The organism is Microcoleus sp. CZ3-B2, assembly GCF_036705055.1.
Lineage (GTDB): Bacteria > Cyanobacteriota > Cyanobacteriia > Cyanobacteriales > Microcoleaceae > Microcoleus.
This window is the reverse complement of sequence record NZ_JAUBTN010000063.1, coordinates 1-21,087: the sequence shown is the minus strand read 5'-3', so window position 1 is coordinate 21,087 and position 21,087 is coordinate 1. Positions and strand designations below refer to the sequence as shown.

Sequence of the window (21,087 nt, the reverse complement as noted above, 5' to 3'; positions counted from 1 at the left end):
TAATGACACTCACCCAATTAAAAATCGATCTAGCCTCCTTAAATTCAGCCGACAAAGCAGCCGCTATAGAAATTTTACTTCAAACTTTAACCAACGGTTCTCTAGGCATTAAAAAGACTCCCGGCGTGTGTGGCGGCGATGCCTGTGTTGGCAATACTCGCATACCAGTTTGGTCACTGGTGTGCGATCGACGTTTAGGTGCTTCCGATGGTATCATCCTAGAATCATTTCCCGATCTAACCGCCGCTGACTTGGTAAATGCTTGGGCTTATGCTGATGCTTATCCAGAGGAAATTGAACAGGCAATTAAAGAAAATGATGAAGTTATGGAAGAAAGCGAGGTTTATTAAAAGTTGGCACGTTTTTACACAGATGAAAACTTCCCGCTAGCAGTCGTAGAATTATTACGGGCTTTGGGTCACGATGTATTAACAGCGAGGGAAGCAGGGAATGCAAATCTTCAAATTCCTGACGAAGATGTGTTAGCTTTTGCTGCAAGCAATTACCGAACAGTTTTAACGCGAAATCGCCGTCATTTCATGCGATTACACCTTCAAAACTCTGACCATAGTGGTATTGTTGTTTGCACGGAAGACCCGAATTTTGAAAGGCTGGCAACGCGAATTAATGATGCTATTTCTACCCTGAATACTTTGAGTGGTAAATTGATTCGAGTTAACCGTCCTTTGATGTGAAAAAAAGCAGTAGCTTGCGGGGCCTGGGCGCGATCGCCCTTGTTAAATCCACAGCAATTGTGAGATTATGTACGTAGCCTTGACTGCGTGACTAATCACAATTACGTTGAAATGCGTAAGTTCTGTGAAGAGTTGATGTAGATTGGTAAATTCGATCGCATACCGGGTGACAGTAGCTAGGGTAATTTTGCTATGGTTGTTAAGGCAGGTCGATCGGGCTGATAAGATTTCTCGGTAAAACTGTACAGTTCGCTAACTCGTCCGCGCGGGTGGGCTGCGATTTTAACAACAAATTAGCTGCCCTCAAAACCCAACGTCGTTTACCAAAGGATTCAGAAAGCAATCCTCAAGGAGTCAAAATCATGGTTCAAACTCAAGAAATTTCTCAAATATCTACTCTGCTGGCATCAGCAGCATCCAACGGAATAGCCGCTACAGAATTGCGCCCTTGGGGCTCGTTTACCACCCTAGAAGAAGGCCCTGGATATAAAATTAAGCGAATCGAAGTTAAACCCGGACACCGCCTCAGCCTGCAAATGCACCACCACCGCAGCGAACACTGGATCGTAGTTTGCGGTACCGCAAAAGTTACCTGCGGCGAAACAGAACAAGTTTTGTTTACAAATCAATCTACCTACGTTCCTCAGTGCATTTCTCACCGCTTGGAAAACCCCGGAGTTATTCCCCTGATTTTAATTGAAGTACAAAACGGCGAATATCTCGGAGAAGATGATATTATCCGCTTTCAAGACGATTACGCCCGCACCGAAAAAGCCAAGTAACTGATTAACTGGTTATTTGTTATTTGTTATTTGTTATTTGTTGTTTGTTATTTGTTATTTGTTGTTTGTTATTTGTTATTTGTTGTTTGTTATTTGTTATTCGCACAAATCAGTAACCAATAATCAGTAACCAATAACCAGTAACTAATAACCAGTAACCAATAACCAGTAACCAGTAACCAGTAACCAGTAACCAGTAACCAGTAACCAATAACCAATAACTAATAACCAATCATGATTAATCTGAGCCCAACAGCAGCCACAGAAGTAAAGCGCCTCAAGTCAAAACATTCAAACCGCAATGCTTTATTTCGTCTGGGCGTAGAATCGAGCGGCTGCTCCGGTTTATCCTATACAATGGCATTTGACGATGCCGCCAGCCCAGAAGACACTGTATACGAGTCCGAGGGAATTCAAGTAGCGATCGACCCCCAGCACTTAAAATATCTCAATCAACTAACCTTAGATTATTCAGAAGACTTGATGGGCGGAGGTTTCCGGTTCCACAATCCCAATGCAGCCCAAAGCTGTAGCTGCGGCAACTCCTTTTCTGCAAAAGAATAATCAAACAGCAGTCAGTCGCAGACAATTCTTCAATCTCCAAGAAACCCACGGCATTCGCAACCAAATTTTCTTAAAATCATCTCCGTTTATCCGCGTTACATCTGCTGAAAATCTGCGGTTTTCAGAGTAAAATATCGCTCCAATATAGCGGTTCTCACAAAAGTACCGTCAGGAATGCGAAACTATTGTATTGGGAAACGAAGATGTTTTAACAGTAGCCGAACTTTTTCCCGGTTGGGAATTGCCAATTTGTCAACTGTGGCCGCCTATTTTTACTGAAGCAGAAACTCAAGCATAATTTCGCATTTTAATATAAGTAATTTGAACGAACCGCGAAGACGCAAAGGACGCGAAAGAAGAGAATAGAAATTCTTTGTTAGCAAATTTGGGAGAAGCGCTAGAAAAAAACTGCGGCCACAGCATCAAAGCTTCCTATCTTTCCGCCTTTCATATTGCTAAAAAAATCTAACGCTTTTTCTCTTTTCTTCCTTCGCGTCCTTTGCGTCTTCGCGGTTTATAAAAAAAATCAAAGTCCCGCCAAAATTTCTATATACAATTAACACACCAAACAGTACAATTTAAGGTTAATTTAAAAATAGTTAATTAATGAAACTGAGAACTCGCAAATTATGGTTCAGTATAATATTTTGTAGCTTTAACCCGATCGCCCCCAGCATAACCCCCAGCATAGCCCAAATCGTCCCCGATGCCACGCTGCCAGTCAATTCTACTGTGACAGTCAGCGGCAAAAACAGCTCGATAGAGGGCGGTACGACAGCCGGAAGCAACCTATTTCACAGTTTTCGAGAATTTTCGGTTTTGACGGGAAACACGGCTGTTTTCAACAATTCCGCAGACATTCAAAATATTTTTACCCGCGTTACCGGCGGCTCGATTTCTAATATTGACGGCGAGTTGAAGGCTAACGGGGCTGCAAATCTATTTTTGCTCAATCCTAACGGGATTATTTTTGGCCCGAATGCTTCGTTAGATATTGGCGGTTCGTTTTTGGCGACTACGGCGAATGCTGTAGATTTTGGCGGTGGGGCGAATTTCTCTGCGACTTTTGCTCGACAAAATACGCCTTTGTTAATCGTTAGCGTGCCTCTGGGCCTGCAATACGGACAGTCTTCTGGAAGTATAGTAAATCGATCGACCGACGGATTGCAAGTGCGATCGGGCAACAGTCTGATACTTGCCGGCGGCGATGTGAGATTCGACGGCGGAAAAATCTTGGCACCGGGCGGCCGAGTCGAACTCGCGGCCGTTTCAGCAGGGGAAACTGTCGGGCTGAATGCCTTCGGTAACAATGTGAGTTTAAATTTTCCGGCGCAGATAGCCAGAGCCAATATATCTCTCACAAACGGCGCTGACGTGAATGTACGCGCTGGAGGTGGCGGGGATATAGTTGTCAACACTCATAACTTGAATTTTTCAGAAGGAAGTAAACTGCAGGCGGGGATAGCGGAAATATTGGGTGCGCCTGATGCCTTGGCGGGAGACATTAATGTTAATGCGACGGGGGCTATCACTTTTGATGGAGTCGGTAACAGCGATGTACCCAGCGGTGCGTACAATCTGGTGACAGTCGAAGCTGTTGGTGAAGGGGGTGATATTAATATCACAGCCGAAACACTTTCTTTAACTAATGGAGCTCAAGTAAAAGCCAGCACATTAGGAGAGGGAAATGCCGGCAATGTTAACATTCGTATTCGCAATGTCAGCTCCTTTGAGGGTGCGGATACTAACGGCAACCTCAGCGGCGTTTACAGCAGAGCGGAAGCTAACGAAGCAGTGGGTAATGGAGGAAATATTAACATCTCGACTGGTTCCCTTTTCGTCACAAACGGTGCTGTGATTACAGCTAGCACTCAAGGACGCGGCAATGCAGGAAATGTCGAGATTTACGTCCGCAACGATACTGTTTTGGATGGATTGGGGCCGTTACAGGAAATTATTTACGCATCTGGCGAAGTGCTTCAATTCCAACAATCCAGCGGTTTGTTCAGCAGTGTCAAAAGAACAGGAGTCGGTGAAGGTGGAAATATTCGCGTCACCACTGGCTCTCTGTCGATCGCAAATGGTGGTGTTATTGTTACCAGAACAGAAGGGCAGGGGCGAGCTGGAAATATTACAGTGAATGCTGCTGATTTCGTTACTGTTGATGGGGTAGGTTCAGATAACTCATCTAGTGCTTTGCTAGCTCCAACAGAACCAGGGGCTGGTGGCAGAGGTGGAGACATTACAATTAATACTAATATTTTTCGAGTTTCAGATGGAGCGGTTGTTAACTCTCAAACCCAGAACGAATATCTTGGGGGAAATATCACCATTAACTCCAATATCTTTGAAGCTCGTGGTGGCGGACAGGCGATCGCCACAACTCGCAGCAGCGGTCAAGCTGGTAATTTGACAGTGAATGCTGCTGATAAAATTGTTCTCTCTGGGAGCGATCACAACTTCCCCGATCGAGCCTCGCTATTCAATACAAACATCGTCGGTAACAATGAAGGTGCCGCTAGCGGACTATTTGCTAGTACGGGGAAAGATTCCGCAGGTGCAGGCGGCAATTTAAATATTATAACCGGCCAGTTAATAGTTAGAGATGGAGCTAAAGTTACTGTCAGTGCGGACGGCAAAGGAGCGGCCGGAAATTTGAGAGTTGCGGCAGACTCAATTCGTTTAAATAATGGCACGATATCAGCCACAACTCAAGCCGGAAACTTTGGCAACATCACCTTGCAAACTGGAAATTTGCAAATGCGTCGTAACAGTCAAATTACTACTAATGCGTCTGGAACTGCGACTGGCGGCAATATTAATATCGAAGCTGGGGCTGTAGCTGCTTTAGAAAATAGCGACATCCGCGCCAACGCAGTCCGAGGCCAAGGCGGAAATATTATCATTACTGCCGAAGGCGTTTTTCAATCTTTAGACAGCGACATCGACGCCAGTTCAGAATTAGGAATTGACGGCAATGTCGAACTCAGAACACCCGATACTGACCCCGTAAAAGGATTAAATCAACCAGAAATCCTCGGAGTTCCCCCGGCACCTGCACAAACTTGTCAAACTAGAGGCCAAAGGACAAGTCGGTTTGTCATCACCGGGCGCGGCGGTTTGCCCCCTAGTCCCAGGGAACGAGTCAGCAGCGAGCATAATTTTGAGGCCGTGAAGCAGCCGATTGTGGAGGCTCAAGGCTGGATAATTAATGCTAAGGGGGAGATTGAGTTGGTGGCGAATTCGGCTGCTGTGGTTCCTTACAGCCCTGGGAGAGCGCCTGTTTGCCACTGAATAGCGCGCGTCGATTTTGTGCGGCGGGCTTTGAGCAAGACCCTAAAAATTCTGTTTCTTTCGATCTCATTGTCGATCGATTACTATCACAAAAACCAATTTTAGTCAATCGACAGGACACGATATGCAATAGGGTTTACTTCAGACGATCCCGGCGGTAACAATTATCAAAAATAGATACTATTGTTTCCTTCGTTCCTCTCTTCAAACAATATTAAGTGAACCGTATTGCATTATAATGCGAGCTTAAAAACTCGCGTATTGTACTATAAAAAAAAGCTTTTTGTCAAACACCAGATGCTCCCGGTATCGCCGCTCAATTCACCGCCGGAACTGCGGATTCTACGGGTCGAATAATTGCAGGTTTATTAGTAGATTTTTCTTGAAAAACTGCCTTGAGTGCTAAGTCTAGATTTTCGGCCATGACGATGCGGTTTTCGTAGGCAACAATAACTCTGACTAAAGTTGGCAAACTATTGCGCTCCGCTTCTAAATAAAGAGGCTCAACGTACAGCAAAGATTGTTCGATTGGAATGACTAATAAATTTCCTTGAATTGCTTTTGAACCCTGGCGGTTCCAGAGAGATATTTGTTCGGAAATAACCGGGTCTTGATTGATTAATGCTTCTATTTGTTCCGGCCCGTAAACTAATCGCTGTTTGGGAAACTGGTATAACAGCAATTTTCCGTAATTTTGGTCGTCCGATCGCCCTGCAATCCAAGCAATTAAATTGTTGCGCCCTACTGGTGTAAATGGCAGCAGCAAAATAAACTCTTCGGAAGTTTCCGTCGGCAGTTTCGTAATCAAATAGTACGGTGCTACCGGCTGCTGTTTGTTACCGTAAATTTCCATGGGAACTCGCCACAAATCTTCCCGATTGTAAAAAACCTGCGGGTCTTCCATGTGATAAGTTAGCAAGCGTTCTGATTGAACGTTTAACAAATCTACGGGATACCTAATATGTTTGCGGATAGCCAGAGGCATTTGGTCAAGGGGTTTGAAGAGTCCGGGAAAGATCCGAATCCAACTGTTGATAATTGGGTCTGAGGGATTGGCAACATAGAAGTCAACCGAGCCGTGGTAAGCGTCAATGACTACTTTTACTGAGTTGCGGATGTAGTTAAATTCATTTTGACCCGGATCTGAATACGGGTAGCGATCGCTCGCTGTATAGGCATCGATAATCCAGTAAAGATAGTTAGGAGGATCGTCACTATTAGTATTTGAGGAAGATGGCTGATTTTTATTACCATTTTTATTGTTATTTTTTTCTATATCATCTTTACTCAGATTGGCGTTTGCTACTACCAAATAGGGGTCGGAATCGTAGCGCAAAAAAGGAGCGATCGCCTGAACTCTTTGGTTAATGTTTCGGCGGTACAATAATTTAGTTTCGGGCGTAAAATTGCGAGTCAGCGCCATTTGCCAATTTTTGAGATAATTAGCAAACAGCCAGCGCCGCCACAGAGAACCGATCGCAATTCCGCCTCTGCCGTTGTAATTGTTGTAAACATTTTCTTCGCCGCTGGGATAGTCGAATTCCTTGACTTGTGTCGGTGTCATCACGTTTGTATCTGTGAGGGCACCGTAGTAAATGCGCGGATAGCCGATCGGGAGACTCACCCTAATTCGATCGCTAGTTATATCTAAAGCAGTCTCTCCTTTCTCGGCTGGAACTCCAATATCTTTAACAAAATAATCGGGTAAACCGCCGACACCGACTGTGTTTACGGGAGAAAGAGTAAAGCCGTAACCGTGCGTGTACACCAGATGTTCGTTCACCCAAGTTTGAGCTTCCGGCGCAACTGCTGCATAATCTAGTTCCCGCGCCGCCAGAATTACTTGTTGGCTTTCAGTATCTCCCTTTTTTGCGGTTTTCTTTTTGATCGTGTAGCGATCGATATCCGCATCAGGAAATGTATAATACGGTCTGATTTGCTGTAACTGTCGGTTGGTTTCCAGCAGCGGCCGCTTGTCCCACAGCCGGATGTTGCTAACAGTTAGTTGATTTCTTTCTAAGTCTTCGTATGTAAGTTTCCCGGCCGGATCGAAAGTTTTGATTTCGATTTGCTTGAGACCGAAAGCTTCTTGAGTAAAGGCAATGCTGCGCTTGATGTACGGCTGTTCTCGCACTATTTCGTTGGGCTTGACTAGCAGTTGCTGCACAATTTTTGGCAGCAGCCAACCTCCCAAAACACTCAAAATTATCCACACTAAAATAATCTTTTTAATCAGTTTATTGGGAGTTTTGAATTGCCAAACCTGGTACAGCATCAAAAGTGCGATCGCCCCAGCCAACACGCTCAACAATCCGTAGACGGGCAGCCGCACCGTCACATCAGCGTAATTCGCTCCGTAGGTAACGTCTCCGCGCGAGTACATCAATGCGTACCGCCCCAGGCAGTACCGGAGTGCGGTGGCTAACATGAAAGCTGCACCTAAGCCGTACAAATGGCGCTGCTGCGATCGCGAAAACCCCAAAAATCTACCTTTACTCAGGCTATCTCCCGACAGCAAATATGTTAAAGCACCAGAGACTAAACCGTACAAAAATACAACTGTCAGCCCTAAGCTTAGCAACTCTAAAATTGGAAAAATAAATACATAAAAGCTAATATTTTGGTTAAAAATAGGGTCGGTTGTATTAAAATTAGTAGGGTGGAAATATTGCAAAACATTTGTCCAGCGACTGACGGCAACAATCCCGATCGCCACACTAAGAAAAAGAGCGATCGCCCGCAGCCAAAAATCCGGCTTAATTGCCACAGCTAACATTGTCCCCACCAGCAAGCCCAACTGCCACCGCCCAGAAAATAGCTGTACCAGCCCTGGCTGAATTGACTCAATTCCTAACTTTATGGGCAGTGGAGGCACATTGCCCCCTATACCCAGATAGGTGAGGCTGTTGGCAGCTAACAGCCCGCAGTGAATTACTGTCAAAGTGGCGATCGAACTCAATCCGAATACCACCAACAGCAGCCAATAAAAAGTAATTTGAGATTTAGCAACAGGTAATTCGTCGTAATTCTTCCCCGTTTTGTTCGCCCAGGGCGAAGTGAATAGCCCCGCCGCCCCCGGCGATTTGATTTCCTCAGCCGGATGTTGCAGGCGGCGCGCCAAAGCCAAATTTCCCAGCAAAAAGGCAGAAGAAACCGTAATTGCGATCGTCCCCAGCAACCCTTGAGTTGTCAGCTTCAACAGCAAAACCTGAAGATATCCCACTTCCTGAAACCAGAAAATTTCTGCCGCAATACGAGAGGAAAATTCAAAAATTAACCACAGCCCTACAAGCAATAAAATTAATTGATAAATTCGCTTAATAGTCATTAATAATTATTTGAAAATAGTCATTAGTCAGTAGTCATTAGTCATTAGTCATTAGTCCTTAGTCCTTAGTCCTTAGTCCTTAGTCATTAGTCATTTTAGCCGAAGAGCGAAGTCGCAGGCTAGTCATTAGTTGGGAATAGTCATTAGTTGAGAATAATTGATAATTTTCAACAATAACAAGCGACCAATGACTAATAACGTTCGCGAGTGGAGACAGCACTAATGACTAATGACCAATGACTAAGGACTAATGACCAGCTAGCTGTACTGCTGATTGACATCCACATCCAAATTAAACAGCGTTTGCAAAGTCTGCATCGCTTGTCTGCGTGCCTCAATATCCTGCTGAGCGCGCAACTGTACCATCGGATCGTGCAAAATTTTATTTACAATCCCCCTTGTTAAAGATTCAATCACATCTTGATGTTTCTCCGAAAATTCAGAGCCCAGACGCGACAAAGCTTTTTCTAACTCTTGTTCCCGAATCAATTCTATCTTATCCCGCAAACAGCTAATAGTAGGAACAGTTTCCAGACTGCGCCACCAGACATCAAAAGCCTCTACTTCCTGTTCCAGCAAGCCCTGAGCTTCCATTGCCATTTTGCGGCGGCTTTCGTGATTTTGAGCTACCACTGCTTTCAAATCGTCCACATTAAACGACTTGACATGAGCGATTTCCTTCGCGTCCGAATCAACGTTGCGCGGCACTGAAATGTCCACCAACATCAAAGGGCGGTTCACGATTAAAACAGCTTCTAATTTAGCTTTATTTAACAGCGGATCTGTAGCAGCCGTACAGGTAAAAACCAAGTCAGAATCTGCAATTACCTGCATCATTTCCGACAGCAGATACAAGTGCAATTGGGCATCTTTAAAGTGATTGGCTAACTCCTGGCCGCCCCGCACGGATCGATTGACGATCGCAATATGGCTCGCTCCTTTCGAGAGCAAATGCTGCACCAAAAGCCGCGACATTTTACCAGCACCGATAATCGCAATGCGGCTGCTAGCTAAATGCTGACCTTTCAATTGAGCCAATTCTGCCGCCGCCGAACTGATCGACACCGCACCCGTACCGATGCTAGTTTCGGTGCGAACTCGCTTCCCTGCTGTGAGAGCTTGCTTGAACAAACGCTCTAAAATTCTGCCCACACCTTTGTACTGCTGGGCGAGTTTGTGAGTTTGTTTCACCTGAGCCAAAATTTGTCCTTCTCCCAGCACCAAACTATCGAGGCCAGAAGCAACTCGCATCAAGTGCATCACCGCATCTTCGTGCAGCAAAATAAACAGGTGAGGGCGCAAAGACAGCAAGGGAACTTTGCTGCATTCAGAAAGAAACTGAATCACCTCTCGCACTCCAGGCTCCGACTCGCTGGTAACAATATAAATTTCTAAGCGGTTGCAAGTGCTGAGGATGGCAACTTCTTGAATGTGGGGGTAGCCGCGCAATTGGGCGATCGCCGCTTCAATCTTCTGTTCTGGAATGCTCAGTTTTTCACGAACTTCAACCGGGGCTGTTTTGTGGCTGAGACCTACGACTGCAATATTCATATCTGTGATTTGTCACTATTTATTTCTTACTTGTTAACAGTCACCTGTTATTAGTTCTTAGTTTATCGCTAATTACCAATCACGGGTGACTGTTAACAGCTAACAGTCAACAGTCAACAGCTAACAGTCAACAGTCAACAGTCAACAGTCAACAGCCAACAGTTAACCGCTAACTAATGACTAATTCAATTGCAGAGATTTCGGCTGGTCAAACATATGGATAGTATCCACAAACCGAGCAGTTTTCGACTGAGAAGAAATTACCAAACTCTCAGTACGAGCGCCGCCGCCAAAGAAGCGAACTCCATCCATCAGCGTTCCGGGAGTAATTCCGCAAGCTGCAAACAGAACAGTTTCTCCAGATGCCAACTCTTCAGCATTGTAAATCTTATCTGGGTCTGTGATACCCATTTCTTTAAGGCGGGCGAGATTGCTCTCTTTGCTTTCACCGATCAAACCAGTTTTGACAACAGCCGGATCGTAAATTAACTGCCCTTGGAAGTGACCGCCCAAGCAGCGCATTGCTGCTGCAGAAATCACACCTTCGGGTGCTGCGCCAATACCCATCAGTGCGTGGATGTTGGAACCAGAAAACGCGCAAGAAATCGCTGCCGAAACGTCGCCGTCGCTGATCAGTCTAACTCTTGAACCCGCTTGCCGAATTTCATTAATTAAATCTTTGTGCCGGGGGCGATCCATCACCACCACCACCAAATCTTCAATACTGCGGCCGAGGCAATCAGAGATAATTTTGAGGTTTTCAGTTGGCGTTTTGCGAATATCTACATGATTCTTAGCAGCCGCAGGAGCAGCCAATTTGTTCATGTAGAAATCCGGTGCAGCAAACAAACCACCTTTTTCAGAGATTGCCAAAACTGCCATCGAACCGTTTTGACCGTAAGCAACCAGGTTAGTACCTTCGCAGGGGTCAACAGCGATGTCAATTTCGATCAATTCATCGATGTTGCAGACATCTTTAGCATCTTCGCGAGTACAAATACCTACTTGTTCGCCAATGTAAAGCATGGGTGCGTCGTCGCGTTCCCCTTCACCGATCACGATGCGGCCGCGCATATGAATTTTGTTCATGCGCTCGCGCATGGCTTCTACAGCCACTCTGTCGGCTTCATCTTTTTCGCCTTTGCCCATCAAGCGAGCGGAGGCGATAGCTGCCTGCTCGACTACTTCGATAATCTCTAAACCGATTACATTGTCCACGAACTATATCCTCCCAACTGAGTCCTGCGTGCCTTGTGCTCTTTTGCACTCCCAGCCATCAAGTTTATCAGAGGCGGGGATCTCTGCGAGCGTAAGCACTTGCTTTGTTTGTGTTAACTTTTGCTTCTTTCAGACTCGGAGGGGAGATGGGGGAGATGGGGACATGGGGAGATGGGGAAATGGGGAGATGGAGAGATGGGGAGATGGGGAGAGTGGGAGATGGGGAGATGGGGAGATGGGGAGAGTGGGAGAGTGGGAGAGTGGGAGATGGGGAGAGTGGGAGAGTGGGAGAGTGGGAGAGTGGGAGATGGGGAGAGTGGGAGATGGGGAGATGGGGAGATTGGGATAGTTGGGAAAATATTCCTTCTTCCCTCAAGCCTCAACATCATCCTTCTTCCTTTAACATTCATCCGTTACATCCGTTACACAATCCGTTGCCGAACTTCCTTCTTTCTTCGCCATCCTTGATTTATCGTAACAGTTGCGTCTGTCAATAAGTTTTATGATGGTGATAGGAAATCAAATTTTCGGCCTAAAATCGGGACGAACTAGACTTTATAACCGGGGAGCAATTAAAAATGATGATGAAAGCCCAAGATATTATGACAACAGAAGTTGTTACCATTCGGGGTTCGGCCACGGTAGCTGAAGCAGTGGCGACGATGAACGAACTTTGCCTGCGCGCGCTAATTGTGGAACGCCGCCACGAACAAGACTCCTACGGTATTGTTACGGAAACCGATATTGTTTACAAAGTAACAGCCTACGGAGTAGACCCGCAAAAAGTCCGCGTTTTCGAGATTATGACCAAACCGTGCATTACGGTGAATCCAGACTTGGGTGTAGAATACGTGGCGAGGTTGTTCGCCAATACTCGCATCCGCCGAGCTCCGGTGATTAAGGATAAGCTGCTTGGCATTATTTCGGTAACAGATATCTTGACAAAAAGCGATTTTGTTGATAAGCCGAAAAGTGTTTTATTTGAGGAAGAAATCGAAAGGGCGATCGCGGAGGCTAGAACAGTCTGTTCCCAAAAAGGCGCTACTTCTAGAGAGTGCGCGGTAGCGTGGGACATTGTAGAGGAAATGCAGGCTGAGGCTTCTCACCAGCGATCGATGAAGCTTGACAAAACGGCTTTTGACGAGTATTGCGAGGAAAATCCCGAAGCTGCCGAAGCGCGGATGTACGACAGTTAATTTAGTCCTCAGTCATTAGTTATTAGTCATTAGTTATCAACTCTTATTTAGGGATTGATAGCTAATAGCTAACAATCGGAAATAGCTGGTTTTCGGCTATCTTCACGAAAAATAAAAATCTTAAGTGTTTGGCGCGATCATATAAAACACGTTCAGCTTATTCCCATCTAGATCCCGAAAATATCCCACATAAAACCCCGGTAACGTGCCTCTTGACCCCACTGCTCCTTCATCCTTAGCGCCAAGTTCGATCGCTTTGTTATAAACTAAGTTGACTTTTTCTGGACTGTCAACTTGAAGTGCGATCATTACGCCATTACCAACAGTTGCTTCGTTGCCATCAAAGGGTTTTGCAACAGCAAATCCTGGCATCTCTGGAGAAACGCTCCATGCGATAAATCGGTCGAATTCCATGAATCGTTGAGCGCCAATTTCAGCAAGCAAAGCATCATAAAACTTGGCTGCACGTTCAAGATTGTTGGTGCCGACTGTAACGTATCCAATCATATTTTTTGTCCTCTAACTGATGTTAAGATAAAAAAAAGTTTGAGCAAATAACAACTGAGTTAAACTGATCCTTAGAAAACAAAAGCTACAACTCAAACATTATTTTACATAATAACTCAAACTATCTCGGTTTTGTCCGCTGCAATGATTTATTGCCGATCGCTAATACATTCGGGAGTGTCTCTAGTTGGACTGTTGACGATCGCACTTACCGCCTTTGCTTTCATTGCAGCAGCATAGGGCTTTAACAGCGGCAAAACTTCCTGAGCGCTGTTAACAGCAGGATCGAGCCACTCTTCCCAAGCGCTGTCGGGCAAAATCACCGGCATTCGATCGTGTACCGGCTGCACAGTTTCGTTAGCAGCGGTAGTAATTATAGTACAAGATACAATCTTTTCTCCTTCTGGAGATTCCCAATTTTCCCACAAACCGGCAAAAGCAAAAGGTTCGCCCTGGGCCATTTGAAAATAGTAAGGCTGTTTGTGTTTTAAGAGTGGCAGCCATTCGTAGAAACCATCAGCAACTATCAAACATCGCCTGTGCTTGATGGCGCTGCGAAAAGCAGGTTTTTCGGCTACAGTTTCCGATCGCGCGTTAATCATTTTACTGCCGATTTTCATGTCTTTTGCCCAACTTGGAATCAAGCCCCAGCGCATAAATTGAAACTGTCGCTGCATTTTTTCTGGCTCAACTGTTACTGTAGCCACTGATTGAGTTGGGGCGATATTGTATCGCGGTTGGATGTCGGGAACTTCCGACAGTTGGAAGAATTCGGCGATGATTTGACCGGAAGTATTTAAAGTGAATCGTCCGCACATAATTTATAGTTGGTATTAACGCGGTTTTTTCGATTTTTGCTGGGTTTAAACCCCGATAGAACTGTCAGTTTATCGGAGTCGCTACGCGATTTTGCTGCATTCTGGAATATTCCGGGTCAGCCATTCGGCGCGCAACTTTTCAATAGCTAATTCTTTGAATTTAGCTTCTACTTCAATCCAAGGAGCTTGATAATAGCACTCTGGCATTTCTGTAATTAAATCGCTGTGGCGCGGGTCGGCAAAAAATTCTTTTCCGTTGGATATGTGGACTAATTGCAATTCAGGAACTGACCAAGTGGTGCGGGCTGCTGCGAGCATTTCGGCAACGCTGGGATCGTCGTAACTTTCTAAATGTTCGTGAATGACGTGGTGGTGCGCGTCAAAAACCATCGGGACTGCGGTATCGAGACAAACTTCTAAAAGTTCTGAGGAACTGTAGGCGTATTCGTCATTTTCAAAGGTTAAGCGCGATCGAATAGATTCGGGTAAGTCGCGGATGACTGATGTGAGTTGCGAAGCGCGAGATCCCTTACCGCCGTGAATGTTCATCAGTGCGTAGGGCGATCGGGGTTGTTGCAACATATCTAAGATTAAAGCATGAGTTGCCAGAATTTTAATGCTGTTTGCAACGACATCAGGCTTGTCGGAACTGAGGACAACAAATTGATCGGGGTGGAGTACCAAACGGATATTGAGGGAAATTGCGCGATCGCCCGTATTCCGCAATTCCTCAGCCATTGAGTGCAGCACTGTTTCCCCCAAATCTGTATCTGCAAAAGGGAACAGCGCAGAAGTCATGCGATACAATTTAATGTTATTTGCACAGCAGAAATCAATCGCTTTGTCAAGCCGTTTTAAGTTGTCTGCATAAAGCTCGCGCAACACTTTTTCTTGTTCACTTTCGGCAAGCTGTAAAAGTCGCTTCCGCGTGACAGTGCGAAAGCGAACAGCATCGGATGTTGTAATGCAGACTAACCCCAATTCCGGTAATTTGTCCTTTCCCAATACTTGGTTAATCTCGCTCATTTCTCCATAATCCCTGACTTGACTTTTATACTAAATAGGTTTGTATTAAGGATTTTAGTCCTTAGTTCGGAAGTTGGGAGGGACTACTCGCGTCTCCCGAAAAAATTGCTATATCTCCTGATTCCCCCCATCTCCCCTTAACAATCAACTCCGCAAACGACCAGAACGCAAAATGCTAATAATTAACCAAAAGCCCAAAAAACTCGCCGCCCCAAACAAACCATTGCTCAGAAAAGATAATTGAGCAGTTTGCGCGTTAGAAGAAATAATTGCCGCCCCCACAATCAGCGAACCCACGACAATACTAAAAGAAAGTCGGTTCGCAGAATCACCCAAAGTTCGGCGTAGCGGATCGAGTTCTTTTATTGTCAAGTTCCACTTCAAAGTTTCCGAAGTCACCCGCTCTAAAAGCACTTCCACCTGTCGCGGAGATTGCAAAGACAAGCTTTTCAGATCCAGGGCAGTTCTCAGCAGAGCTTGCACCGGGTCATCTCCTAATAACTGACGCCGAAACATATCGGTCATCAGCGGTTTTACCTGCTCTACAATATTGAATCTTGGATTGAAAGAACGTGCCAACCCTTCCAAATTAGCTAGAGTTTTTGCGTACAAACCGAGATTGCTGGGAAGCCTAATTTTATTTTTTCTGGTAATTTCCAGCACTTCATAAAATATTTCCGATAAGTTCATTTGCGACAAGCTAACATTATAATACTTTCGCAGCATTCGAGCCAAATCGTTTTCGAGAATAGCTAAACTTTTAGGCTGAGCAAATTCTGCCATTTCTAATGTTAATTGAGCGCATCGCTGAGCGTCTAAATCGACAATTGCCAGCAACATTTCTGTCAAATTCTGCTGGGTGCGCGGATCTAATCTGCCGACCATGCCGCAGTCTAGCAGGGCAATCCGACCGTCTTTGAGATAAAATAAATTGCCGGGATGCGGGTCTGCGTGAAAGAATCCGTCGATGTATAACTGCTGGAAGAAAACGCGGCAAAGTAGCGTTGTAATTTCTTCGCGTTCGGCATTTATATCTCCTTTGTGGCCAATTCCTTGCAAATCGCCTAACAAAATCGGTACTCCGTTCAGCCATTCCATTACTAAGAGTTTTTTGGTGGTCAACTCCCAGTTGATTTCTGGTAGAACAACTTGTTTTGGGTCGAACCATTTACTTTTAGATAAATTGCGGCGCAGTTCGTCGGTGTAGCTGGCTTCTTGAATGAAGTCTAGTTCTGCACGCAGGGCGATCGCAAATTCTTCGGCTAGGGCGACAATATCGTATTGTTGACCGAATTCTGTGAGCATGACAAGTTCGGCCAAACCTCGGAGTACGGCGATGTCTTGTTCGATGACAATATCGATACCGGGGCGCTGAACTTTCAGGGCGACTTCGCGGCCGTCTTTTAAGGTAGCTTTGTGGGTTTGGGCGATCGAGCCTGCGGCGATCGCCTGAGTGTTAAATTTAGCGAAGGTATCTTCGAGAGATTGTGTGAGTTCCTTGCGGACAATAAATTCTACTTCCGACCAAGGTACGGGCGGAACTTCCGCTTGTAGCGTCGAGAGGGTTTCGATGTAGGCGGCGGGTAAAAGGTCGGGACGGGTACTCAGCAATTGTCCCAATTTCACAAAAACTGGGCCTAATTCTACCAGGATGTTGCGGAGAACTGCGGGAGTTGGGAGACTGGGTGCGTCGGTTTTGCGGCCGGTTAGGAGGCTTTTCATGTAGTCCCAACCGTTGCGGAAGACGACCTCTAGGATTTCTCCTTTGCGAGAAGTGTTTTGAACTAGGCTGAACAAGGGGCCTCCTGGTCGATCGACTTTGGTAGCAATATAACTACTAGGATAGCGCTGTTAACCAAGCTGACCATTGTCTTGAGGAATAACTTTGGGGGCGAGAGGGGGCGAAGGGTGCAATTTCTGAAGAGGGATAGCTGCGCTGCGCCTACTTTTGGGTGTGGGGGAGGGCGATCGGTTTTTTGCTGTGGCATTAATCCTCATGCTAATATTACAGTTAAACCAGACACGATCTTTTTATGATTAAATTTATTGAGTTGAAAAGTTGAGTCAAAAACTTGAATAAGTAAGTTATTACCAGCCAAATTGTCAATGTGTTTCACATCTATAAAAAACATGATTGCCATCCAATCTCCTGCAACCTCGATCGAATTATCCATCAACTTAACTGACGAGCAATTTTTTCAGCTTTGTCAGAACAACCGCGATTATCAATTTGAACGTACAGCATCAGGGGAATTAATTATTATGCCACCGACAGGCAGTGAAACTAGCAAGCGCAATATCGATTTATCATATCAACTTCAAGCCTGGAGCAGGCAAAATAATCTAGGAGTTGCCTTCGACTCTTCTGGAGGCTTTAAACTTCCCAATGGTGCCGATCGCTCTCCTGATGCCTCTTGGGTCAAAAAAGAACGCTGGGATGCTTTAACACCGGAACAAAAAGACAGTTTTGCTCCTTTGTGTCCCGATTTTGTGGTCGAGTTGCGCTCGAAGACTGATTCGTTGAAAAAGCTGCAAGAGAAAATGCAAGAATATATAGATAACGGTGCGAGATTGGGTTGGTTAATTGACAGGCAAAATCGGCGGGTTGAAATATATCGCCCCGGTCAAAGTGTGGAAATTCTCCAAAATCCTGCCACTGTGTCGGGGGAAGATGTACTGCCTGGTTTTGTGTTGGATTTAGCAGAAATTATGTAAATAGTTGACAGATGCGAGTTGCGTCACTAAAATTTCCTAGGTTCGTAGTAAAGACTTTAGTCTTTCTGGCTTTATTGAGTAAGAAAAAACTGAAGTCCTGACTACGAACCTATTTTTTTATTGCGATGCCATGCTTACAGCAAATCTTTCAATTTGTCATCTTCTCCCAACACTTTGATTACCTGTTTAATCTCCTGCGTCCTATCTTTTTTCACAATTAAAGTTACGTTGCCATCTCTGACAACTACCACATCTTCTAAACCAATGGTGACAATCACTTCATTGTCATCCGCTGCATAGAAAATGCTTTCCTTGGTATCAATTCCGACGTGTTTTGCTAACTCGACATTTGGCTTGTCTCCTTGCAGCAAACGCCCGATCGCATTCCAATCACCCAAATCGTCCCAGCTAAAGCTCACAGGCAAAACACAGGCTTTTTGCGTCTTCTCCATCAGCGCGTAATCAATGCTAATTTTTGGCAATTCCGAGTAAGCAGCAGCACCTTTTGCTTCCAAAGCTGCCATCATTTCCGGTACATGATTTCGCAATTCTGTCAAGACTGTGCCGACTCGAAATACAAAGATTCCGCCGTTCCAACTAAACTTGCCGCTGGCGACAAATTCTTCAGCAGTTGTGCGATCGGGCTTTTCCGTAAATCTCGCCACCCGGTACGCCGGAAAACCGCCAAAACTGCCAATTTCCTCGCCTTGTTCGATGTAGCCGTAACCAGTAGAAGCATAACTCGGTTTGACACCCAAAGTGGCGATCGCATCCTGATTTCTCGCCAAATCCGCCGCCGCCTCCAAAGTCTTGACAAACTCCTCCGGTTCCCCAATCCAGTGATCCGCCGGGAAAAAACCAACAACCGCATCCTCACCGTAACGCTTCGCAGTTTCTATAGCAGTCCAAGCCACCGCCGGCGCAGTATCCCGGCCCTGGGGTTCCGCCAGCAAATTCTCTTGAGGTAAAAGCGGCAACTGTTCCCGCACCCCGTCGGCCAACATTTCCGACGTTACCACCCACAAATCCTCCCAACCGTTACCTAATTCCAAAAGTCTTTCTGCAGTAGTCTGCAGCAAACTCTTACCGCTACCGTCGAGACTCAAAAACTGCTTGGGCCGCTGCTTGCGACTCAGCGGCCAAAAACGTTCGCCTTTACCGCCGGCTAGAATCACAGGAATTAAGGTTCTACTCATTATTGAAAGTTTAAACAGTTCACATCTATTTTGCCTCGATATCCAAAGGCTGTTTGTAAAGAATTACTGAGAAAGATTGACTGTTGAGTGTTGAGTGTTGACTCTTTCGCTATCAACCTTGTGATTGCCCACATTTTTCAACCCGCATTGCCTCTCTTGTGCTTAACCGCGCGATCGATTTTGCCACTCTAAAAACCAAGCAAATCAGCGCTCTCAAAAATTGTTACACTCAAAAAAGCCCTATCCAGAGCGCACAATCAATTGAATTCGAGAGTTTCTTTTCTCCCTAACACCCTAAGCTGTCCTGCATCTAGATTGTGTGTGGCAATTCACCCCGATAGCTGCGCGATGTTATACCAACTTGATAAAGTGCCACTACAAATACGAGTTTTGCTTTAAGCTGTTCGGGATTTAAAAGAGGATAGTAAGATGCGGAGCGTACATAAATATTTCCCAGATAACGTAGCATAAAATTTGAAAAATGGTATAATTGAGCGCCGAGACTAAAAACGGATGCCGATCGCGACCACCGCCCGTGGAAAGATCAAAATTTTAAAGCCTAGTTTGCGCTCTCTTCCTCTGTGGAGTAAATCGAAAACGGAAAATCGACCGAGGGCGATCGCAGATACTTTCTTAAGTTGCACGCGGAAACCATAAAAAACTTTAAAATAAAAAAATACTGCCGTCAAATTCACCTTCTCGGTCAGCGCCTGGGAATGCCAATTACCAACACCATCTCAACTTTGATTCAAGCCGAAACACTAGAACTATTAGAATGGCCGCGCCTGTGTCAGCACTTGGCTACCTTCGCGGCTACCAAACTCGGTGTCGCCGCCGCCCTCGACCTCCAAATCCCCGAAACTCCAGCTCAGACAGCCGAACTCAAGGCGCAAACTGAAGAAGCTTATCAGTTAGAAAGCCGTCCTGGCGGTGCTTTGAGTTTTGAAGGAATCCAAGACATCGGCAGTGCCCTGCAGCGAGCCGAACTGCAAGGTTTGCTCGGCGGCGAAGAATTGCTGGCAATTGCTACCACCCTCGCGGGGGCGAGGCAATTGCGCCGGATCGTTGACTCTGCAACGGATGTGCCGATACTCAAAGAATTGGCTTCCCAATTGCGGACTTATCCCGAAATCGAGCAAGAAATTCATCGGTGTATAGACGATCGCGCTAGAGTAGCCGATCGAGCCACTCCTAAATTAGCAGGAATTCGAGTTCAAATGCGACAGTTGCGCGATCGCATTTATCAAATACTCCAAGGCATTTTGCAGCGACAATCCAACGCCGTCCAAGAACAAGTAATTACCCAAAGAAGCTCGCGCTTTGTCATTCCCGTCAAAGCTCCCCAAAAAGATGCCATACCAGGCATCGTTCACGACTCCTCCGCCAGTGGCGCAACACTGTATGTAGAACCCCACAACACAGTCAATCTCAACAACCAAATGCGGCAGTTGCTCCGGCAAGAACAAGCCGAAGAAGAAGCAGTTCTCCGCGCCCTCACCGAGCAAGTCGCAGCAGTAAAACCAGATTTAGATAGATTGTTGGTGGTAGTGACAACTTTAGATTTAGCTGCCACCAAAGCCCGTTACAGTTTTTGGCTGCAAGCAAATCCTCCTAAATTTATCGAATTCCAAGAACCAGAATTAGCACCAAAAAATCCCGACCAATTAGATGAGGAAAATTCAGAGGAAGAAACAGCAGAAAATAGTCGATCGTTAATTCCCAATTTGCGATCGCAAATTACCCTGCGCCAATTGCGCCATCCTTTATTAGTTTGGCAGCAACAATACGAACAAGGCTTTCCAGTCGTCCCAGTCGATTTAACCATCGGGCCCCAAATCCGCGTCGTCGCCATCACCGGCCCCAACACCGGCGGCAAAACAGTCACCCTCAAAACCTTGGGATTAGCAGCTTTAATGGCAAAAGCCGGAATGTTTGTCGCCGCCCGCGAACCCGTAGAATTGCCTTGGTTCGACAACATTCTTGCCGATATAGGTGACGAACAATCCTTGCAGCAAAGTTTGTCTACTTTCTCCGGCCACATCCGCCGCATCAGCCGCATTTTAGAAGTTTTGACTAATAAATCGGAAGGGGAAAGTGCAGGAGAAGGAGAAGGAGAAGAAAATTCCCAATTCCCAATTCCCAATTCCCAATTCCCAATTCCCAATTCCCAATTCCCAATTCCCAATTCCCAATTCCC

General features: G+C 45.7%; 19 protein-coding genes. 9 read left to right on the top strand and 10 right to left on the bottom strand.

Features of this window, described 5'->3' with window-relative positions; translation table 11 throughout:
* Positions 1-2: 2 nt before the first annotated feature.
* The 5 genes from QUA97_RS22690 (at position 3) to QUA97_RS22665 (ending at position 5,335) form a co-directional block, all read left to right on the top strand.
* A complete protein-coding gene (locus QUA97_RS22690) occupies positions 3-350 on the top strand; it encodes a DUF433 domain-containing protein (RefSeq protein WP_194067505.1) in 348 nt (115 codons plus the stop codon).
* Between the two features lie 3 nt (positions 351-353).
* Positions 354-695: a DUF5615 family PIN-like protein gene (locus QUA97_RS22685; RefSeq protein WP_194067504.1), complete on the top strand. Its 342-nt coding sequence runs from the start codon at positions 354-356 to the stop codon at positions 693-695.
* Positions 696-1,057: 362 nt separating this feature from the next.
* On the top strand, positions 1,058-1,477 hold the full coding sequence (locus QUA97_RS22680) for a phosphomannose isomerase type II C-terminal cupin domain (RefSeq protein WP_194012284.1): 420 nt from the start codon (positions 1,058-1,060) through the stop codon (positions 1,475-1,477).
* Positions 1,478-1,711: 234 nt separating this feature from the next.
* Positions 1,712-2,041, top strand: coding sequence for a HesB/IscA family protein (locus QUA97_RS22675; protein WP_194012285.1), 330 nt, complete (start codon positions 1,712-1,714; stop codon positions 2,039-2,041).
* Between the two features lie 606 nt (positions 2,042-2,647).
* Positions 2,648-5,335 carry a two-partner secretion domain-containing protein gene (locus QUA97_RS22665; RefSeq protein WP_333196225.1) on the top strand — a complete coding sequence of 896 codons (2,688 nt, stop codon included), beginning with the start codon at positions 2,648-2,650 and terminating at the stop codon, positions 5,333-5,335.
* A gap of 316 nt (positions 5,336-5,651) precedes the next feature.
* On the opposite strand, the gene QUA97_RS22660 is transcribed toward QUA97_RS22665, so the two are convergent.
* From QUA97_RS22660 to glpX, 3 genes are all read right to left on the bottom strand, one after another.
* Positions 5,652-8,663 (bottom strand): UPF0182 family protein, encoded by a 3,012-nt coding sequence (locus QUA97_RS22660; protein WP_333196222.1) that lies wholly within the window; start codon positions 8,661-8,663, stop codon positions 5,652-5,654.
* Positions 8,664-8,921: 258 nt separating this feature from the next.
* On the bottom strand, positions 8,922-10,214 hold the full coding sequence (locus QUA97_RS22655; RefSeq protein ID WP_194067501.1) for a glutamyl-tRNA reductase: 1,293 nt from the start codon (positions 10,212-10,214) through the stop codon (positions 8,922-8,924).
* Between the two features lie 180 nt (positions 10,215-10,394).
* A complete protein-coding gene (glpX, locus tag QUA97_RS22650) occupies positions 10,395-11,432 on the bottom strand; it encodes a class II fructose-bisphosphatase (protein ID WP_194067500.1) in 1,038 nt (345 codons plus the stop codon).
* Positions 11,433-11,587: 155 nt separating this feature from the next.
* On the opposite strand from glpX, the gene QUA97_RS22645 reads away from it, so the two are divergent.
* Both QUA97_RS22645 and QUA97_RS22640 read left to right on the top strand, forming a co-directional pair.
* Positions 11,588-11,929 carry a hypothetical protein gene (locus tag QUA97_RS22645; protein WP_333196219.1) on the top strand — a complete coding sequence of 114 codons (342 nt, stop codon included), beginning with the start codon at positions 11,588-11,590 and terminating at the stop codon, positions 11,927-11,929.
* An 81-nt stretch (positions 11,930-12,010) separates the two neighbouring features.
* The gene (locus QUA97_RS22640; protein ID WP_194070926.1) at positions 12,011-12,628 is read left to right on the top strand and encodes a CP12 domain-containing protein; all 618 of its coding nucleotides are present in this window, start codon (positions 12,011-12,013) and stop codon (positions 12,626-12,628) included.
* Between the two features lie 120 nt (positions 12,629-12,748).
* Here the strand turns inward: QUA97_RS22640 and QUA97_RS22635 are convergent, their stop codons facing one another.
* The 4 genes from QUA97_RS22635 to QUA97_RS22620 form a co-directional block, all read right to left on the bottom strand.
* Positions 12,749-13,135, bottom strand: coding sequence for a VOC family protein (locus QUA97_RS22635; RefSeq protein ID WP_333196216.1), 387 nt, complete (start codon positions 13,133-13,135; stop codon positions 12,749-12,751).
* A gap of 149 nt (positions 13,136-13,284) precedes the next feature.
* Complete coding sequence (locus QUA97_RS22630) at positions 13,285-13,953, bottom strand: SOS response-associated peptidase (RefSeq protein WP_333196214.1); 669 nt, start codon at positions 13,951-13,953, stop codon at positions 13,285-13,287.
* A gap of 81 nt (positions 13,954-14,034) precedes the next feature.
* Positions 14,035-14,979 carry a UV DNA damage repair endonuclease UvsE gene (gene uvsE / locus QUA97_RS22625; protein WP_333196211.1) on the bottom strand — a complete coding sequence of 315 codons (945 nt, stop codon included), beginning with the start codon at positions 14,977-14,979 and terminating at the stop codon, positions 14,035-14,037.
* A gap of 144 nt (positions 14,980-15,123) precedes the next feature.
* On the bottom strand, positions 15,124-16,776 hold the full coding sequence (locus tag QUA97_RS22620) for an ABC1 kinase family protein (RefSeq protein ID WP_228050363.1): 1,653 nt from the start codon (positions 16,774-16,776) through the stop codon (positions 15,124-15,126).
* A 333-nt stretch (positions 16,777-17,109) separates the two neighbouring features.
* Here QUA97_RS22620 and QUA97_RS22615 point away from each other — a divergent pair, with 333 nt between their 5' ends.
* Positions 17,110-17,694: a Uma2 family endonuclease gene (locus QUA97_RS22615; RefSeq protein ID WP_194070929.1), complete on the top strand. Its 585-nt coding sequence runs from the start codon at positions 17,110-17,112 to the stop codon at positions 17,692-17,694.
* Positions 17,695-17,828: 134 nt separating this feature from the next.
* Here QUA97_RS22615 and QUA97_RS22610 read toward each other — a convergent pair whose 3' ends face one another.
* From QUA97_RS22610 to QUA97_RS22600, 3 genes are all read right to left on the bottom strand, one after another.
* Positions 17,829-18,890, bottom strand: a complete 1,062-nt coding sequence (locus QUA97_RS22610; protein WP_194070930.1) for a mannose-1-phosphate guanylyltransferase — start codon at positions 18,888-18,890, stop codon at positions 17,829-17,831.
* A gap of 310 nt (positions 18,891-19,200) precedes the next feature.
* Complete coding sequence (locus QUA97_RS22605) at positions 19,201-19,359, bottom strand: hypothetical protein (protein ID WP_194070931.1); 159 nt, start codon at positions 19,357-19,359, stop codon at positions 19,201-19,203.
* Between the two features lie 34 nt (positions 19,360-19,393).
* The gene (locus QUA97_RS22600; protein ID WP_194070932.1) at positions 19,394-19,579 is read right to left on the bottom strand and encodes a hypothetical protein; all 186 of its coding nucleotides are present in this window, start codon (positions 19,577-19,579) and stop codon (positions 19,394-19,396) included.
* A gap of 54 nt (positions 19,580-19,633) precedes the next feature.
* Here QUA97_RS22600 and QUA97_RS22595 point away from each other — a divergent pair.
* Positions 19,634-21,087 (top strand): MutS-related protein (locus tag QUA97_RS22595; RefSeq protein ID WP_442922570.1); only part of this gene is annotated, 1,454 nt, incomplete at its 3' end.

Excerpts from the sequence above, each read along its gene's own strand:
- QUA97_RS22680 (WP_194012284.1), top strand. The coding sequence starts at position 1,058 with ATGGTTCAAACTCAAGAAATTTCTCAAATATCTACTCTGCTGGCATCA.
- QUA97_RS22660 (WP_333196222.1), bottom strand. The coding sequence starts at position 8,663 with ATGACTATTAAGCGAATTTATCAATTAATTTTATTGCTTGTAGGGCTG.
- QUA97_RS22605 (WP_194070931.1), bottom strand. The coding sequence starts at position 19,359 with ATGCTACGTTATCTGGGAAATATTTATGTACGCTCCGCATCTTACTAT.
- QUA97_RS22635 (WP_333196216.1), bottom strand. The coding sequence starts at position 13,135 with ATGATTGGATACGTTACAGTCGGCACCAACAATCTTGAACGTGCAGCC.
- QUA97_RS22615 (WP_194070929.1), top strand. The coding sequence starts at position 17,110 with ATGATTGCCATCCAATCTCCTGCAACCTCGATCGAATTATCCATCAAC.
- QUA97_RS22675 (WP_194012285.1), top strand. The coding sequence starts at position 1,712 with ATGATTAATCTGAGCCCAACAGCAGCCACAGAAGTAAAGCGCCTCAAG.
- QUA97_RS22645 (WP_333196219.1), top strand. The coding sequence starts at position 11,588 with ATGGGGACATGGGGAGATGGGGAAATGGGGAGATGGAGAGATGGGGAG.
- QUA97_RS22610 (WP_194070930.1), bottom strand. The coding sequence starts at position 18,890 with ATGAGTAGAACCTTAATTCCTGTGATTCTAGCCGGCGGTAAAGGCGAA.
- QUA97_RS22630 (WP_333196214.1), bottom strand. The coding sequence starts at position 13,953 with ATGTGCGGACGATTCACTTTAAATACTTCCGGTCAAATCATCGCCGAA.
- uvsE (WP_333196211.1), bottom strand. The coding sequence starts at position 14,979 with ATGAGCGAGATTAACCAAGTATTGGGAAAGGACAAATTACCGGAATTG.
- QUA97_RS22640 (WP_194070926.1), top strand. The coding sequence starts at position 12,011 with ATGATGATGAAAGCCCAAGATATTATGACAACAGAAGTTGTTACCATT.
- QUA97_RS22665 (WP_333196225.1), top strand. The coding sequence starts at position 2,648 with ATGAAACTGAGAACTCGCAAATTATGGTTCAGTATAATATTTTGTAGC.
- QUA97_RS22690 (WP_194067505.1), top strand. The coding sequence starts at position 3 with ATGACACTCACCCAATTAAAAATCGATCTAGCCTCCTTAAATTCAGCC.
- QUA97_RS22655 (WP_194067501.1), bottom strand. The coding sequence starts at position 10,214 with ATGAATATTGCAGTCGTAGGTCTCAGCCACAAAACAGCCCCGGTTGAA.